The following is a 14,131-nucleotide window of genomic DNA, read 5'->3' as shown; positions in this document are numbered from 1 at the left end:
ACAACGTCCTGGAAAGCTCAGCGCTGCGGTAGTTTTCGCACCGACTGGGGCGTCGCAACGGCCGTTCCGCCATCTAGCCCCAATTGGCGCAGGGTGTCCAGTCGGGCCTGGGCCCGATAGGCGTATTCGCTGGCCGGAAAACGGACCTGGATGAAACGATAGGTCTGGGCCGCGTCGGCGTACAGTTGCTGCTGCTCCAGGCACTGGCCGCGCAGCATGGAAAATTCCGGTTGCAGCCAGGGCCGTGCCCGGCCTTTGCGCTCAGCCTGGGAGATCTGCAGCAGAGCATTGGTGCAATCGCCTTCGCTGTAGGATTTATAGGCGGCATCCAGATAGGAATTCATCGAAACGCTGGTGCAGCCGCTGAGGCCGAACAGCAGGAACAGGCAGAGATAAGGGCGCATGAAAAGTCCTCCTGTTCGCTAGATCGGCGCCGGGGCCCGCTTCTTGAGGGCAAACGACCATTGGTGTGACAGAGCTGCGAAAAGCCGTCATGTGCTGGCCACGCGACAGCGCTACAATGAGGTGCGCTCCGTGTTCTACGTCGACTCGGCGCCGAGCACCTGTTCACGCTCTCGCGAGCTAGAGACAAACAAGGCATTTCCAACGCCGTTTGGCCGACGCGCAGCAGATCCTGAACAGGTTCCGAGGCGTCGACTCATGATTGCAATCCGCTAAAGGAAAGACTGCATGATTTATCGCCGTACCAAGATCGTCGCCACCCTGGGCCCGGCCAGCAATTCTCCGGAAGTCCTCGAGCAGCTCATCATCGCCGGCATCGACGTCGCCCGCCTGAACTTCTCGCATGGCACGCCCGACGAGCACCGGGCTCGTGGTCAGCTGGTACGGGATCTCGCCGCCAAGCACGGTCGCCATGTCGCCCTGCTCGGCGACCTCCAGGGTCCGAAGATCCGCATCGCCAAGTTCGTCAACAAGCGCATCGAACTCAAGGTCGGCGATCCCTTCCGCCTGTCCATCGCCCATCCCCGCACCGAAGGCACCGAAGAAGTGGTCGGCATCGACTACCCGGGCCTGGTCACCGATTGTCGCGTGGGTGACGAACTGCTGCTGGACGATGGCCGCGTGGTCCTGCGCGTGGAAGGCATGACCGCCACCGAACTGCACTGCACCACCCTGATCGGCGGCCCGCTGTCCGATCACAAGGGCATCAACCGTCGTGGCGGCGGCCTCACCGCCCCGGCGCTGACCGACAAGGACCGCGAAGACATCAAGCTGGCCGCTTCCATGGAGGTCGACTACCTGGCCGTGTCCTTCCCGCGTGACGCCAAAGACATGCACGAAGCCCGACGCCTGATGGAAGCCGCCGGCGGCAAGTCCTGGCTGGTGGCCAAGATCGAACGCGCCGAAGCCGTGGCCGACGACGAAGCCCTGGACGGCCTGATCCACGCCAGCGATGCCGTGATGGTGGCCCGGGGCGACCTGGGCGTGGAAATCGGTGATGCCGAGCTGGTGGGCATCCAGAAGCGCATCATTTCCCACGCCCGTCGCCTCAACAAGGCGGTGATCACCGCGACCCAGATGATGGAGTCGATGATCAGCAGCCCCATGCCGACCCGCGCGGAAGTCTCCGACGTGGCCAACGCCGTGCTGGACAACACCGATGCCGTGATGCTCTCCGCCGAGAGCGCCGCCGGCCAGTACCCGGTGGAAGCGGTCAAAGCCATGGCGCGCGTCTGCGTCGGTGCCGAGAAGCAGCCCACCAGCAAGCTGTCCAGCCACCGCCTGGGCCATACCTTCACCCGGTGGGACGAGAGTATCGCTCTGGCCTCCATCTATGTGGCCAACCACTTCCCGGGCGTGAAGGCCATCATCAGCCTGACCGACACCGGCTACACCCCGCTGATCATGTCGCGCCTGCGCTCCTCGGTGCCGATCTTCTCCTTCGCCTCGAGCCGCGCCACCCAGGCCCGCACCGCGCTGTTCCGCAACGTGCACACCATCCCCTTCGACCCGACCACCATGCCGGCGAACAAGGTGAGCCAGGCGGCGGTGGACGAGCTGCTCAAGCGCGGCATCGTCGAGCACGGTGACTGGGTCATCCTGACCAAGGGCGACAGCTACACCAAGCGTGACGGCACCAACACCATGAAGATGTACCGCGTGGGCGACCTGCTGGTCTGATCCCTGCCGCCGGTCCTTGACCGGCGCTGACGAAAAAGCCCCGAACAGGCGACTGCTCGGGGCTTTTTCTTGGACCAGACAAGACCTGGCTGGCCTAGAAACCGCCCAGGGCGAGGTACGCCAGGTGCAAGGCGGCCGCGCCGAGCACGCCCAGGCTGCAAGCGATCAGGATGCCACGCTGCAACGAGCGCAGGCGCCCTTCCCGTCGGGCCTCCAGGCGGCTGGCCTTGATCAGGGCTACGCTGGCTAACGGTTGTTCACGCATCGTCTCGCTCCTCACCCCGTTAAATGCACTATATTCTCATTCTCACATAGATCAAGGGAGTCCGACGAGCGTCCGGCTGACTGTGGCAGAATAGCCGGTTTGGTGCGAACAGCCTGGGTGAACGATGGCGTTACGTTTCGAACGGCTCAAGTGGCAGGACTGGAAAGGCGCCTTCACGGAGCGCAACTACGAGCGTGGTCGGCGACTGGCGCTCGACGGCCTGGTGCAACTGCGCTCGGCCGCCAAGGGCCAGCTCTATGCCGAGTGCCACAGCCCGGCCGGGCCGGCCTATCGGCAGGCGATCAGCCTGCGCGCGGGCGAGACCGCCTGGCGGGTCGACGCCCGCTGCACCTGTCCGGTCGGCCGCAACTGCAAGCATGCCGCCGCCGCCCTCATCGAGCTCGAACGGCTGCAACGCAGTGAGGCCGAATTGCCGGCCACGCCGGTCGCCAATCCGGAGCTGCCGCAACCGGTGCTGACCCTCGGCAGCCATACCCAGATCGATTACGACCGCCATATCGGCAAGATGAGGCCCACGGTGCGCCATCGCGCCGCCCTGGCCTTCGCCTATGGCCCACGGCGGCTGTTCGGTGCCCTGCCCCGCACCCCCGATGCCAGCTATCCCACTCGCCAGCTGCAGGCCGAACAACGCTGGCGGCAGACGCTGCTCGATCACGGGCTGCGCCTGGCGACCCGCCGCAGCGTTGCGCTGCCCGACGATAGTGGCGAGATGTTCGAACTGCCGGACGACCCCGCTTGGCTCAGATTCGTGCAGCAGGTCATCCCCGGCCTGCGCGAAGCTGGCTGGCAAATCGAAGCCCAGCCCGAATTCACCTTCGATCTGACGCCGGTGGCAGGCTGGTACGGCCACCTCGAAGAGGTGCAGGGCCACACCGCCGCCGATGCTCAGTTCGATGTCGAGCTGGGCATCCGCCTGGGCCAGCGTCGCGTCAGTCTAATTCCGCTGCTGATCGACGCCATCCGCCGCGAACCCTCGCAGTACGAGCCGGCGATGCTGGCCAAGCGCGCCGACGACGAACCTGTGCTGCTGCGCATCGATCCTCCGCGGGTTACCGGCCAGCAGGGCCGGGTGCAACGGGTCGCCGTGCCCCTGGGGCGACTCAAGCCGATCCTGCAGATCCTCGGTGAACTCTATGCCACCGACCGTCTCAGCCAGGACCGTGCCCTGCGCCTGCCGCGCCTGGACGCCGCGCGCCTGGCCGAACTGGACGAGCGCCTGCCGCTGGAATGGGAAGGCGGCGAACGCCTGAGAAGCTTCGCCGAGCGCCTGCGCAGCTATGCCGCCGAGCCGGTGGTCCTGCCGGACACCCTGCATGCCGAATTGCGCCCCTATCAGCGCGAAGGCGTGGCCTGGCTGCAGGCCCTACGCGAACTGGACGTCGGCGGCATCCTCGCCGACGACATGGGCCTGGGCAAGACGCTGCAGACCCTGGCGCACATTCTCGTCGAACAGGCCGCCGGCCGCCTGACCGCGCCGGCGCTGATCGTCATGCCGACCAGTCTGATCCCCAACTGGCAGGACGAGATCGCCCGTTTCGCCCCTGGTCTGCGCGTGCTGACCCTGCAGGGCAGCGCTCGCAGCAGTCGCTTCGAGCGCATTCCCGAGCACGACGTGGTGCTCACCACCTATGCGCTGCTGCCCCGTGATGCCGAGCGCCTGGCCAGCTACGATTTCCACCTGCAGGTACTGGACGAAGCCCAGTCGATCAAGAACGCCGCCACCAAGGCCGCCCAGGCCGCACGCCACCTGCGCGCCCGCCATCGCCTCTGCCTGACCGGCACACCGCTGGAAAACCACCTGGGCGAACTCTGGTCGCAATTCCACTTCCTGATGCCTGGCTGGCTGGGGGACGAGAAGGGCTTCAAGCAGGCCTATCGCATTCCGGTGGAGCGCGAGGGCGATGTGCAACGCCTGGCGGCGCTCAAGGCACGGGTGCGGCCCTTCATGCTGCGCCGTACCAAACAGCGGGTCGCCAGCGAGTTGCCGCCCAAGACCGAGATCATCCAGTTGGTGGAACTCAGCACGGCGCAACGCGAGCGCTACGAGGACCTGCGGCTGCTGCTGGACGAACGCGTCCGCGCCGAGATCGCCCGCCAGGGTATCGGCCGCAGCCAACTGCTGATCCTCGATGCCCTGCTACGGCTGCGCCAGGTCTGCTGCGATCTGCGCCTGGTGCCAAACGAAGACGACAGCGTGGCCAAGCCCTCGGCGAAACTGGCGGCGCTGAACGAACGACTCGACGCCCTGCTGCCCGGCGGCAGCCGGGTCCTGGTGTTCTCCCAGTTCACCAGCATGCTCGATCTCATCGCCGCCGACCTCGATCAGCGCGGCATCGAGTACGTCACCCTGACCGGTGAGACGCGGGATCGGCGCACCCCGGTGCAACGCTTCCAAAATGGCGAGGTACCGGTGTTCCTGCTCAGCCTCAAGGCCGGCGGCAGCGGTCTCAACCTGACCGCGGCGGATACCGTGATCCACTTCGATCCCTGGTGGAATCCGGCCGCCGAACAGCAGGCCAGCGACCGCGCCTACCGTATCGGCCAGGACCGGCCGGTGTTCGTCTACAAGCTGATCGCCCGCGGCACCCTGGAAGAACGCATCCAGCAGCTGCAACAGGAAAAGGCGCGCCTGAGCGCGGGCATCCTCAGCGAGAACAGCGGCGACTGGCGTCTGACCGAAAGTGACCTGGCCCAGCTGCTGGCGCCACTGGATCGCTAGGCCCCGATCGGCTGGTCATCCTGACGGCGCGGCACCTGGCTCGGCCAGCCGCGTCGCCAGGAGCGAAGCGGATAGGGACTGCGCAAGCTACTTGTCGCCCTCGCCCACCACATCCCCCGTCGCATCGAGCACCTTGCTGGAAGGAAACTTGTTCGAGGCGACGCGGACCGCCAGTACCGAGAGCGACAGCAGAAAGATCCCGCCGCAGAGATACAGCAGCCCGGCATCCGGTGGCCGATGGTGCGAGACATCGCCGATCAGATAGCGGGTCAGGGCAGTGATGGCGATGTAGAGCAGAAAGCGGATGGGCAGGTGGTTGGTCTTGAAGTAGATGCCGACCATGGCACCCAATTCCAGGTAGATGAAGAGCAGGAGAATGTCATCGATGCTCGCCTGGCCCTTGTCGACCATGCCCATGAAGGCCATCACCGAGGCCCAGGCCGTAGCCGCGCCGATGGCGAAGAGGCCGAAGTAGTGGAAACCTTCCACCATCAGGTTGCCAAGGGAGTTCGCCCCGTCGTGCATGCGTTTGCGACCGCTGTCTGCCCACTTCATGGCCGGCTGCTCCCTGCACAAGGGTGAAGACGTCCATTCGAAGATTCGTCCATGTGGAGCTCCCACTCTCAAGATTGCTCTGGCACCAGCCGTTCTTATAGCGGGAAGCCGGACCGCCGACCAGTGCACAACTGTCGCAGACTGGACGGCCCGGCGCTGGCAGGCTAAAACCTGAGGAAAAGGCCCCAAGGGCCCTGGAGTCTGCTGTGGACGCGCGTCTATTCTGCCTCGCCTGCCTGGACCGGCCCGATCCTCGGCTGCTGGAAGCCGCCCTGTGGATCGCGGCCGAGCACCATGAACAGATCGATCCCTCCGCCCTGCTGCACTCGCTGGATGAGCTGGCCCTGCGTCTGGTCGCCACCCTGGATGGCGATGCCAGTCACGCCGAGCGTGCCCAAGCCTTGTTACGGCACCTGTGCGATGCCGGCTTTCGCGCCGCCGAGTGGCCCCTGAATCCCACCGCCGCCCTGCTCGATGAGGTTCTGGCGCGACGGCGCGGCCAACCCCTGTCGATCGCCCTGGTGGCCCTGGAACTAGCCCGACGACTGGAGATCGACCTGCAGGGCATCGGTTTTCCCGGCCATTTCCTACTGCGCGTGCCGGGCGCGGATCACCTGCTCGAACCTTTCGGCGGGCGACGCCTGTACATGAACGACTGCCGCCAACTCCTGGTGGATCAATTCGGCCCCACCGCGCAATTGCAGGCCAGCTACCTGGCGCCCCTGGGGCCGCGGCAGATGATGCAGCGTCTCTCGCGCAATCTGCGTGAATTGCATCGCCAGAGCGACCAGCCGCTGGCCGCGCTCAAGGATGCCCAGCGCGTCATCGAACTGGGAACGGTCGGGGTCATCGATCATCTGGCGCGCGCCGATCTGTACCGCCAACTCGACTGCCCCCAGGCCGAGCGCTACGACCTGCAGCACGCCCTGCTGATCAGCGAAGATGATGCCGAACGCGAGCAGGTACGGCGGCGACTGGAGCAATTGAGCGCCCCTTCCGCCACCCTGCACTAGCCGCGCAGCAGCCAGAGCACCAGCTGCGCACCGAGCAGATTGCTCAGGCCGGCCAGCACCATGACCAGGCCGGCCACGGTGCCCTCTTCCAGGCCGACCTCGTAGGCCTTGCTGGTGCCCACGCCATGGGCGCCCATGCCGAACAGGGCGCCACGGGCCAGCGCCGACTTGAGCGGCAGCAGCTTGATCAGCAGGCTGCCGAGGATGGCCCCACCCAGTCCGGTGATCATCACGAAGGCCGCGGTCAATTCGGGGACGCCGCCGACGGTCGCGGACATCGGCATGGCGAAGGGGGTGCTGATGGAGCGCGGCAACATGGACAGCAGCACCCGGTCGTCGAGCAGCAGCAGCCGTGCCAGCAGCCAGGAACTGCCGATGGCCACACCGCTGCCGACGCAGAGTCCGGCCAGCAGCGCCTGCCAGTAGCGCGCCAGCAAGCGGCGTTGCTGCCAGATCGGCACGGCAAAGGCCACCGTCGCCGGTCCCAGCAGGGTGATCAGCCAGTGGCTGTAGTGGGCGTATTCGGCATAGCTCACCTGCTGCCAGAGGGTGGCGGCATAGAGCAGCACCGTGACGAAGATGATCGGACTGACCACATACCAGCGCAACCGGGCATAGAGCAGTCGACTCACCACATAGCCCGCCACCGTCAGCAGCAGCCAGAAGAGTCCGGGCAGATCAAGCATCGCGACGCCCCCGGCGGCGGAACATCCAGTCCACGGTATAGGCGGTGGCGACCATCGTCAGCACGGTGCTGAGCAGGATCGCCAGCAGGATGCGCACGCCCTCCTGCTGCAGCAGCGGGCCATAGTCGAGCAGACTCAACAGCGCGGGAATGAAGAACAGCAACATCTCACCCAGCAGCAGACGCACGCCACCCTGCAACCATTCCGGTTCGACGAGGCGCGCGGCCAGCAGCAACAGCAGCATGGCCAGCCCTACCACACCGCCCGGTACCGGCAAGGCGAAGGAGGTCGCCAGCCAGGTACCCACGCCCCAAAGCGCGCCCAATCCGCATAGCTCCAGAGCCAGGCGCAGATATCTATTCACCCAGGGCTCCATCTCAAACAGTCATCAGGCGCTCAAGGATACCGAGGCTGAGGGGACGAGGACAGCAAACCGGGCCAAGCGGCGGGATCAGGACGGGTAAAGCAGCTTTGCCGCCCGGGCAAGCTCAGCCCAGGGCGGCGATGACCTCGGCGACCCAGCGCTCGGCATCTTCGTCCGGCGTCACCGTTTCGCTGGCGTCGATGCGCAGGATGGGCAGCAGTTCGCGCAGCCCCAGCTCGGCGAACAACTCCTGCATCAGCTCGCCGCCACCGCAATAGGTGTCGCCATAGCTGGAATCACCCAGGGCCAGCACGGCGCCGGGCCGTCCGGACCAGGGCGGCAGCCGATCGCGCAGCTGGAAATACAGCGACTCGAGATTGGCGGGTAGTTCGCCCATGCCGGTGGTGGAGGTAATGGCCAGCAAGGCTTCGGGTGCGAAGGCCTCCAGGCTGGCGAGATCGGCATTGGGCTGGTGCCAGACCTCATGGCCTGCCGCGCTCAACCGCGCCTTCACCTGACGGGCGATATCTTCCGCGGTGCCATAGACCGAGCCATTCAACAGTGCGACTTTCATACGGACCTCTTGCGTGGAATCCCGCCCAGTATGCCTGGCCCGGCAGGGCTTGGCGCTCCGTCAGCAAGACACCTCCGCTGGCAACCCCCGCTGCAGCCAAGGTTCTCAAGGCTTGTTATGCTAGCGCCGCCTGCTACCCCAGGCGTTTTCGCCACCTGCCCGCCTACCCGGCGGCGTGACGGCATCCGGCCTATCCGGCCCGATCGCCCGGAGTTGAAGCATGAATCAGCCTGTTACCCTCATGGTCGCGCGGCGCGTCGCGGCCGGCCAATACGACGCCTTTCTGGTCTGGCTGCGCGAAGGCGAAGCCCTGGCCACCGGGTATCCCGGCTATCTCGGCTCGGGTGTCCTGACCCCGCCACCGGGCGACAACCTGGTGCAGATCATCTTTCGCTTCGCCTGCCCCCAGACCCTCGACGAGTGGGAACACTCGGACACGCGGCGCCTCTGGCTGGAGCGGGGCCAGGGACTGTTCGAAGCTCCCCAGGCACGCCGCGCCCAGGGCATGGACGACTGGTTCGGTGCCGGTATCCAGCCGCCGCCGCGCTGGAAGCAGAGCATCGCCGTCTGGCTGGCGTTCTTTCCCATCTCCCTGCTGTTCAATGCCGCCTTTGGCGATTACCTGGCGCATCTGCCGTTGCTGCCACGCATCCTGCTGAGCACCCTGATCCTTACCCCGGTGATGGTCTGCGTCTTCATTCCTCTCATCACCCGGGCGTTGAAGGGCTGGCTGCACAACGCCTCTTCGCGGGCCAATGGCTGGCGGGGCAGCGCTCGCTAGGTCGATAGCGGATCAGCCTGCATCCTGACGAGTCGAATGCGTACAATAGCGGCCAGCCTCATGACCGCTTCGCTCATCAGGATCGGGTACCCTTCATGTCCGCAACCCTTCCCCTTCTGGTCACCGGTGCCAATCGCCGCGTCGGTCTCGCCTTGACCCGCCGGCTGCTGGCCGAGGGCCAACCCGTCATTGCCGTCTATCGCGACGATCCCGGCCCCTTGCGTGACCTCGAGCTCGAAGCCTATCAGGTCGATCTGACCGAAGAGGCGCAGCGTGACACCCTGCTGCAGCAGCTCCATAAACGTCACCCCGCACTGCGCGGTATCGTGCACAACGCCTCGGTCTGGGCTGAGGATGGCCTGGACAATCTGCGGCTGCTCTATCGCCTGCATCTGGAAGCGCCCTATCACCTCAACCTGGGCCTGCAAGATCTGCTCTTGGCCGCACCCCGGGCCGACATCATCCATATCGGCGACGACAGCGCGACCCGTGGCAGCCGCAATCACATCGGCTACGCCGCCACCAAGGCCGCCCTGCACAACCTGACCCTGTCCTTTGCCGAGGCCCTTGCCCCCACGGTGCGGGTCAACACCATCGCGCCAGGGCTGCTGATCTTCAAGGAAGGCGCCGACGAGGCCTATCGCCAGGCGACCCTGGCCAAGGCGCTGCTGGATTTCGAACCCGGCGCCGATCCCATCGTGGATACCGTGCTCTATCTGCTGTCGACCCAATACGCGACCGGCAGCACCTTCACCGTCAACGGCGGGCGCCACCTGCGCCATGGCCGTCGCTAGCAAGAGGAATCAGTCATGACCGAACAAGACCGCCTGGAACTGGAGGCTGCCGCCTTCCGCACCCTGGTCCAGCACCTGCGCAAGCGTACCGATGTGCAGAACATCGACCTGATGAATCTGTCCGGCTTCTGCCGCAACTGCCTGTCCAAGTGGTACAAGGCCGCCGCCGACGACAAGGGTCTGGAGCTGAGTCTCGATGACGCCCGCGAGGTCGTCTACGGCATGCCCTATGCGGACTGGAAAGCTCAGCATCAGACCGAGGCCTCCCCGACCCAGGCCGCGGCCTTCCAGGAGCAGCAGCGCAAATGAGCGACCTCTCCCGCTTTCGCGCCAGCCTGGCCCAGGGCGATCACGCCTTCGCCGACACCCTGGCCTTCGTCGCCGAGCACTACCACTACCAGCCCACCGCCTTTCGCAACGGCGGGGTGGACAATGCCGCGGGCCAGAACGAAGGCTCTTGCAAGACCCTGGGTCTGGCCAGGCTCGAAGGCCTGAGCGATGAGGAAGCCCTGCTGGCCTTTGGTGAGCACTACCGCAGCGTGCTGCAGACGCCGGAGGGCAGCGATCACGCCAACATCCGCGCCCTCGTCGCCCAGGGCCTGGCCGGCGTGAGCTTTCAGGGCGAGCCCCTGACGCGTCGCTAGACCTTTCGGCGATCATAAAAAAAGCCCTGCAGATGCAGGGCTTTTGCTTGGGACCGGGCTCAGACGGCAGCCGCGGGTCTCATATAGGAAATGGGTGCCAGACCGGAGTCTTCGAAGGTCACCACTTCCCAGGCATCACGATCAGCCAGCAGCGCACGCAGCAGGCGATTGTTCATGGCATGGCCAGACTTGTAGCCGCGGAATTCGCCAATGAGGCTCTTGCCGAGCAGGTAGAGGTCGCCAATGGCGTCGAGGATCTTGTGCTTGACGAATTCGTCTTCGTAACGAAGGCCGTCTTCGTTGATCACACCCTTCTCGTCCACCACGATGGCGTTGTCGACGCTGCCACCCAGGGCCAGGTTGTGCGAACGCAGGAATTCCAGGTCACGCATGAAACCGAAGGTACGGGCACGGCTGACTTCCTTGAGGAAGGAGGTGCTCGAGAAATCCACCGAGGCCTTCTGGGTACGGTTGTTGACCACCGGGTGATCGAAGTCGATCTCGAAGGTCACCTTGAAGCCGTCGAAGGGCACGAAGGTGGCGCGCTTGTCACCGTCGACGACGCTCACTTCACGCTTGATGCGGATGAACTGCTTGGCCGCTTCTTGTTCCTGCAGACCCGCGGACTGGATCAGGAACACGAAGGGACCAGCGCTGCCGTCCATGATCGGCACTTCGACCGCGGACAGCTCGACGTAGGCGTTGTCGATCCCCAGACCGGCCATGGCCGACAGCAGGTGTTCAACGGTACCGACCTTGACGCCACTGTCACTGAACAGGTTGGTCGACATGGTGGTTTCACCCACGTTCTCGGCCCAGGCCGGGATTTCCACGACCGGATCAAGATCGGTACGACGGAACACAATCCCCGTATCGACGGGAGCCGGCTTCAGGGTCAGGTACACCTTCTCCCCGGAATGCAGGCCGACGCCGGTGGCGCGAATGGTGTTCTTGAGGGTGCGTTGTCTAATCATGCCAGGGCCGCTCGGTCGCAGGGTGCGAATGGTGTTCAACGAAGTCGCGATGATAGCAGAAGCGAAAATCGATGCCCACTAATCACACCCTGGCTTGTGATATACCCGATCAATCAGCCTGACGACGCAGGAAGGCCGGGATGTCCAGGTAATCCAGGTCGTCGTTGGGATTGACCTTGGTCGCCGCTGCCGAGCCGCCATGCTGCTGGCTGCCACGACCGGAGCGCATCGAGGTTGGGTACTTGAGGTCGTCGTAGTTGACGGGAGCGGTTTCCTGACGGGCAGCGGCCAGGGTCTGAGCGGTGTTGTCCACCACCTTGACCGGCTTCTCGATGCGCGCGCCCAGGCCGGTGGCGACCACGGTGACGTGCAGCTCGTCGCGCATTTCCGGATCGATCACCGCGCCAACCTTGACGGTGGCGTGTTCGGAGGCGAAGTCCTCGATGATCTCGCCGACGGCGGCGTATTCACCCAGGGAGAGATCCAGGCCAGCGGTGATGTTGACCAGGATGCCACGGGCGCCGTGCAGGTTGACGTCTTCCAGCAGCGGATTGCGGATGGCGGCTTCGGTCGCTTCGCGCGCACGGTTCGGACCGCTGGCATGACCGGTACCCATCATGGCCATGCCCATCTCGCCCATCACGGTCTTGACGTCGGCGAAGTCGACGTTCATCAGGCCGGGACGCTGCATGATGTCGGAGATACCGCGAACGGCGCCGGCGAGGACGTCGTCAGCCTTGGCGAAGGCGGCCAGCAGGCTGGCGTCCTTGCCCAGAATGGTCAGCAGCTTCTCGTTGGGGATGGTGATTAGCGAGTCGACACATTCGGACAGGGAGCGAATGCCTTCGTCGGCGACCTGCATGCGCTTGCGGCCTTCGAAGGGGAACGGACGGGTGACCACGGCAACGGTCAGGATACCCATTTCCTTGGCCACTTCAGCGATGATCGGCGCGGCACCGGTACCGGTGCCACCGCCCATGCCGGTGGTGATGAAGACCATGTCGGCACCTTCGAGGACTTCGGCGATGCGCTCACGATCTTCCATGGCCGCCTGGCGGCCGATTTCCGGGTTGGTGCCGGCACCCAGACCCTTGGTGACGCCTGGGCCGAGTTGCAGCACGGTACGGGATGTGACGTTCTTCAGGGCCTGGGCGTCGGTATTTGCACAGATGAATTCGACGCCTTCAACACCGCTTTTGACCATGTGGTTGACGGCGTTGCCACCGCCACCGCCCACGCCGATGACTTTGATCACGGCGCTTTGTGGAATGTTGTCTACGAGTTCGAACATGGTCCCCTCTCTTCCTTTCGGATCTTCGCCTACTGCCGCGGTTTAATTGTGAATTACAAGTTGCCCTGGACCCAACGCTTCATGCGTTCCAGGACTGTGGATTTGGTTTCGCTGCTATATCCGCCAGAAACAACCGGCAAAGGATCGGTCTGCTTTTGCAGACCATAGAGCAACAGGCCGACGCCTGTGGAATAGATCGGGTTGCTGATTACGTCAGTCAGACCCTTGACCGTCTGGGGCACCCCCAGGCGTACCGGCATATGGAAAATCTCTTCCGCCAGTTCGACCGCGCCTTCCATCTTCGCAGTACCACCGGTGAGTACGATCCCAGCGGGGATCAGATCCTCGTAACCACTGCGGCGCAGTTCCGCTTGCACCAGTGTGAATAGCTCATCGTAACGGGGCTCGACCACTTCCGCGAGGGCCTGACGCGACAATTCTCGCGGCGGACGATCACCTACACTGGGCACCTTGATGGTTTCGCCCGGTCCAGCCAGTTTCGCCAAGGCACAAGCATACCGAATCTTGATTTCTTCGGCATATTGCGTCGGGGTTCTCAAGGCCATGGCAATGTCATTTGTGACTTGGTCGCCAGCAATGGGTATTACCGCCGTATGGCGGATGGCGCCTTCGGTAAAGATGGCTATGTCGGTAGTGCCGCCACCGACATCCACCAGGCAGACGCCCAGTTCCTTTTCGTCGTCGGTCAGTACCGAATAGGCCGAGGCCAACTGTTCCAGAATGATGTCGTCGACTTCCAGGCCGCAACGGCGAACACATTTCTCGATGTTCTGCGCGGCGTTGACGGCGCAGGTCACCACATGAACCTTGGCTTCCAGGCGCACGCCGGACATGCCCAGGGGCTCGCGTACCCCTTCCTGGTTGTCGATCACATAGTCTTGGGCCAGGGTGTGCAGTACGCGCTGGTCGGCGGGAATGGCCACCGCCTGGGCGGCATCGAGCACCCGCTCGATGTCCGCAGGGCTCACTTCACGATCGCGGATCGCCACGATACCGTGGGAATTCAGGCTGCGTATGTGATTGCCGGCAATACCGACGAAGGCCGAATGGATCCGGCAACCGGCCATCAGCTGGGCTTCTTCGATGGCCCGCTGGATGGAGGCGACGGTGGACTCGATGTTGACCACCACGCCCTTCTTGAGCCCGCGCGACGGATGGGTGCCGATCCCGACGATCTCGATCTGACCATCGGAAGACACCTCGCCGACCAGAGCCACGACCTTGGAAGTGCCGATGTCGAGGCCGACGATCATCTTGCCGCTTTGCACGCTTGCCATAGTAAAAAAC

16 protein-coding genes are annotated in these 14,131 nt (G+C 64.5%); 7 read left to right on the top strand and 9 right to left on the bottom strand.

From position 1 onward, the window contains the following. Positions 1–17: 17 nt before the first annotated feature. A complete protein-coding gene (locus tag LRS53_RS12520; RefSeq protein WP_231356075.1) occupies positions 18–404 on the bottom strand; it encodes a tetratricopeptide repeat protein in 387 nt (128 codons plus the stop codon). 286 nt (positions 405–690) lie between these two features. Here LRS53_RS12520 and pyk point away from each other — a divergent pair, with 286 nt between their 5' ends. Next, on the top strand, positions 691–2,142 hold the full coding sequence (pyk, locus tag LRS53_RS12515; RefSeq protein ID WP_231356074.1) for a pyruvate kinase: 1,452 nt from the start codon (positions 691–693) through the stop codon (positions 2,140–2,142). Between the two features lie 94 nt (positions 2,143–2,236). Here the strand turns inward: pyk and LRS53_RS12510 are convergent, their stop codons facing one another. Next, positions 2,237–2,407 carry a hypothetical protein gene (locus LRS53_RS12510; RefSeq protein ID WP_017640691.1) on the bottom strand — a complete coding sequence of 57 codons (171 nt, stop codon included), beginning with the start codon at positions 2,405–2,407 and terminating at the stop codon, positions 2,237–2,239. A 124-nt stretch (positions 2,408–2,531) separates the two neighbouring features. Here LRS53_RS12510 and LRS53_RS12505 point away from each other — a divergent pair, with 124 nt between their 5' ends. Then, positions 2,532–5,147: a DEAD/DEAH box helicase gene (locus LRS53_RS12505; RefSeq protein WP_231356073.1), complete on the top strand. Its 2,616-nt coding sequence runs from the start codon at positions 2,532–2,534 to the stop codon at positions 5,145–5,147. A gap of 87 nt (positions 5,148–5,234) precedes the next feature. Here LRS53_RS12505 and LRS53_RS12500 read toward each other — a convergent pair whose 3' ends face one another. Beyond that, positions 5,235–5,702 (bottom strand): phosphate-starvation-inducible protein PsiE, encoded by a 468-nt coding sequence (locus LRS53_RS12500; RefSeq protein WP_017640693.1) that lies wholly within the window; start codon positions 5,700–5,702, stop codon positions 5,235–5,237. A 206-nt stretch (positions 5,703–5,908) separates the two neighbouring features. On the opposite strand from LRS53_RS12500, the gene LRS53_RS12495 reads away from it, so the two are divergent. Then, on the top strand, positions 5,909–6,715 hold the full coding sequence (locus LRS53_RS12495) for a SirB1 family protein (protein ID WP_231356072.1): 807 nt from the start codon (positions 5,909–5,911) through the stop codon (positions 6,713–6,715). Here LRS53_RS12495 and LRS53_RS12490 read toward each other — a convergent pair. The 3 genes from LRS53_RS12490 to LRS53_RS12480 form a co-directional block, all read right to left on the bottom strand. Continuing rightward, on the bottom strand, positions 6,712–7,401 hold the full coding sequence (locus LRS53_RS12490) for an LrgB family protein (protein WP_017640695.1): 690 nt from the start codon (positions 7,399–7,401) through the stop codon (positions 6,712–6,714). The two genes, LRS53_RS12495 and LRS53_RS12490, sit on opposite strands and share 4 nt — an antisense overlap. After that, positions 7,394–7,777, bottom strand: a complete 384-nt coding sequence (locus LRS53_RS12485) for a CidA/LrgA family protein (RefSeq protein ID WP_231356071.1) — start codon at positions 7,775–7,777, stop codon at positions 7,394–7,396. Before LRS53_RS12485 ends, LRS53_RS12490 begins: the two co-directional genes overlap by 8 nt. 112 nt (positions 7,778–7,889) lie before the next feature. Beyond that, positions 7,890–8,339 carry a flavodoxin gene (locus tag LRS53_RS12480; protein ID WP_231356070.1) on the bottom strand — a complete coding sequence of 150 codons (450 nt, stop codon included), beginning with the start codon at positions 8,337–8,339 and terminating at the stop codon, positions 7,890–7,892. 220 nt (positions 8,340–8,559) lie between these two features. Between LRS53_RS12480 and LRS53_RS12475 the strand changes: the two genes are divergently transcribed. From LRS53_RS12475 to LRS53_RS12460, 4 genes are all read left to right on the top strand, one after another. Then, positions 8,560–9,120, top strand: a complete 561-nt coding sequence (locus LRS53_RS12475; protein WP_231356069.1) for an antibiotic biosynthesis monooxygenase — start codon at positions 8,560–8,562, stop codon at positions 9,118–9,120. Between the two features lie 95 nt (positions 9,121–9,215). Next, entirely contained in the window at positions 9,216–9,914 is a 699-nt protein-coding gene (gene folM / locus LRS53_RS12470) for a dihydromonapterin reductase (RefSeq protein ID WP_231356068.1), read from the top strand. A gap of 15 nt (positions 9,915–9,929) precedes the next feature. After that, the gene (locus LRS53_RS12465) at positions 9,930–10,223 is read left to right on the top strand and encodes a DUF1244 domain-containing protein (protein WP_231356067.1); all 294 of its coding nucleotides are present in this window, start codon (positions 9,930–9,932) and stop codon (positions 10,221–10,223) included. Further along, a complete protein-coding gene (locus tag LRS53_RS12460; protein WP_093256255.1) occupies positions 10,220–10,558 on the top strand; it encodes a HopJ type III effector protein in 339 nt (112 codons plus the stop codon). Before LRS53_RS12465 ends, LRS53_RS12460 begins: the two co-directional genes overlap by 4 nt. Before the next feature lie 59 nt (positions 10,559–10,617). Here LRS53_RS12460 and lpxC read toward each other — a convergent pair whose 3' ends face one another. From lpxC to ftsA, 3 genes are all read right to left on the bottom strand, one after another. Continuing rightward, a complete protein-coding gene (lpxC, locus tag LRS53_RS12455) occupies positions 10,618–11,532 on the bottom strand; it encodes a UDP-3-O-acyl-N-acetylglucosamine deacetylase (protein WP_017640702.1) in 915 nt (304 codons plus the stop codon). Between the two features lie 109 nt (positions 11,533–11,641). Next, positions 11,642–12,823 (bottom strand): cell division protein FtsZ, encoded by a 1,182-nt coding sequence (gene ftsZ, locus LRS53_RS12450; RefSeq protein ID WP_017640703.1) that lies wholly within the window; start codon positions 12,821–12,823, stop codon positions 11,642–11,644. A gap of 53 nt (positions 12,824–12,876) precedes the next feature. Beyond that, positions 12,877–14,121, bottom strand: a complete 1,245-nt coding sequence (gene ftsA / locus LRS53_RS12445; protein WP_017640704.1) for a cell division protein FtsA — start codon at positions 14,119–14,121, stop codon at positions 12,877–12,879. Between the last annotated feature and the right edge of the window lie 10 nt (positions 14,122–14,131).

Source organism: Pseudomonas sp. PLB05 (assembly GCF_021106615.1).
GTDB classification, from domain to species: Bacteria; Pseudomonadota; Gammaproteobacteria; order Pseudomonadales; family Pseudomonadaceae; genus Chryseomonas; species Chryseomonas benzopyrenica.
The sequence above is the reverse complement of the archived record's forward strand: the minus strand, read 5'-3'. Positions and strand labels throughout refer to the sequence as shown.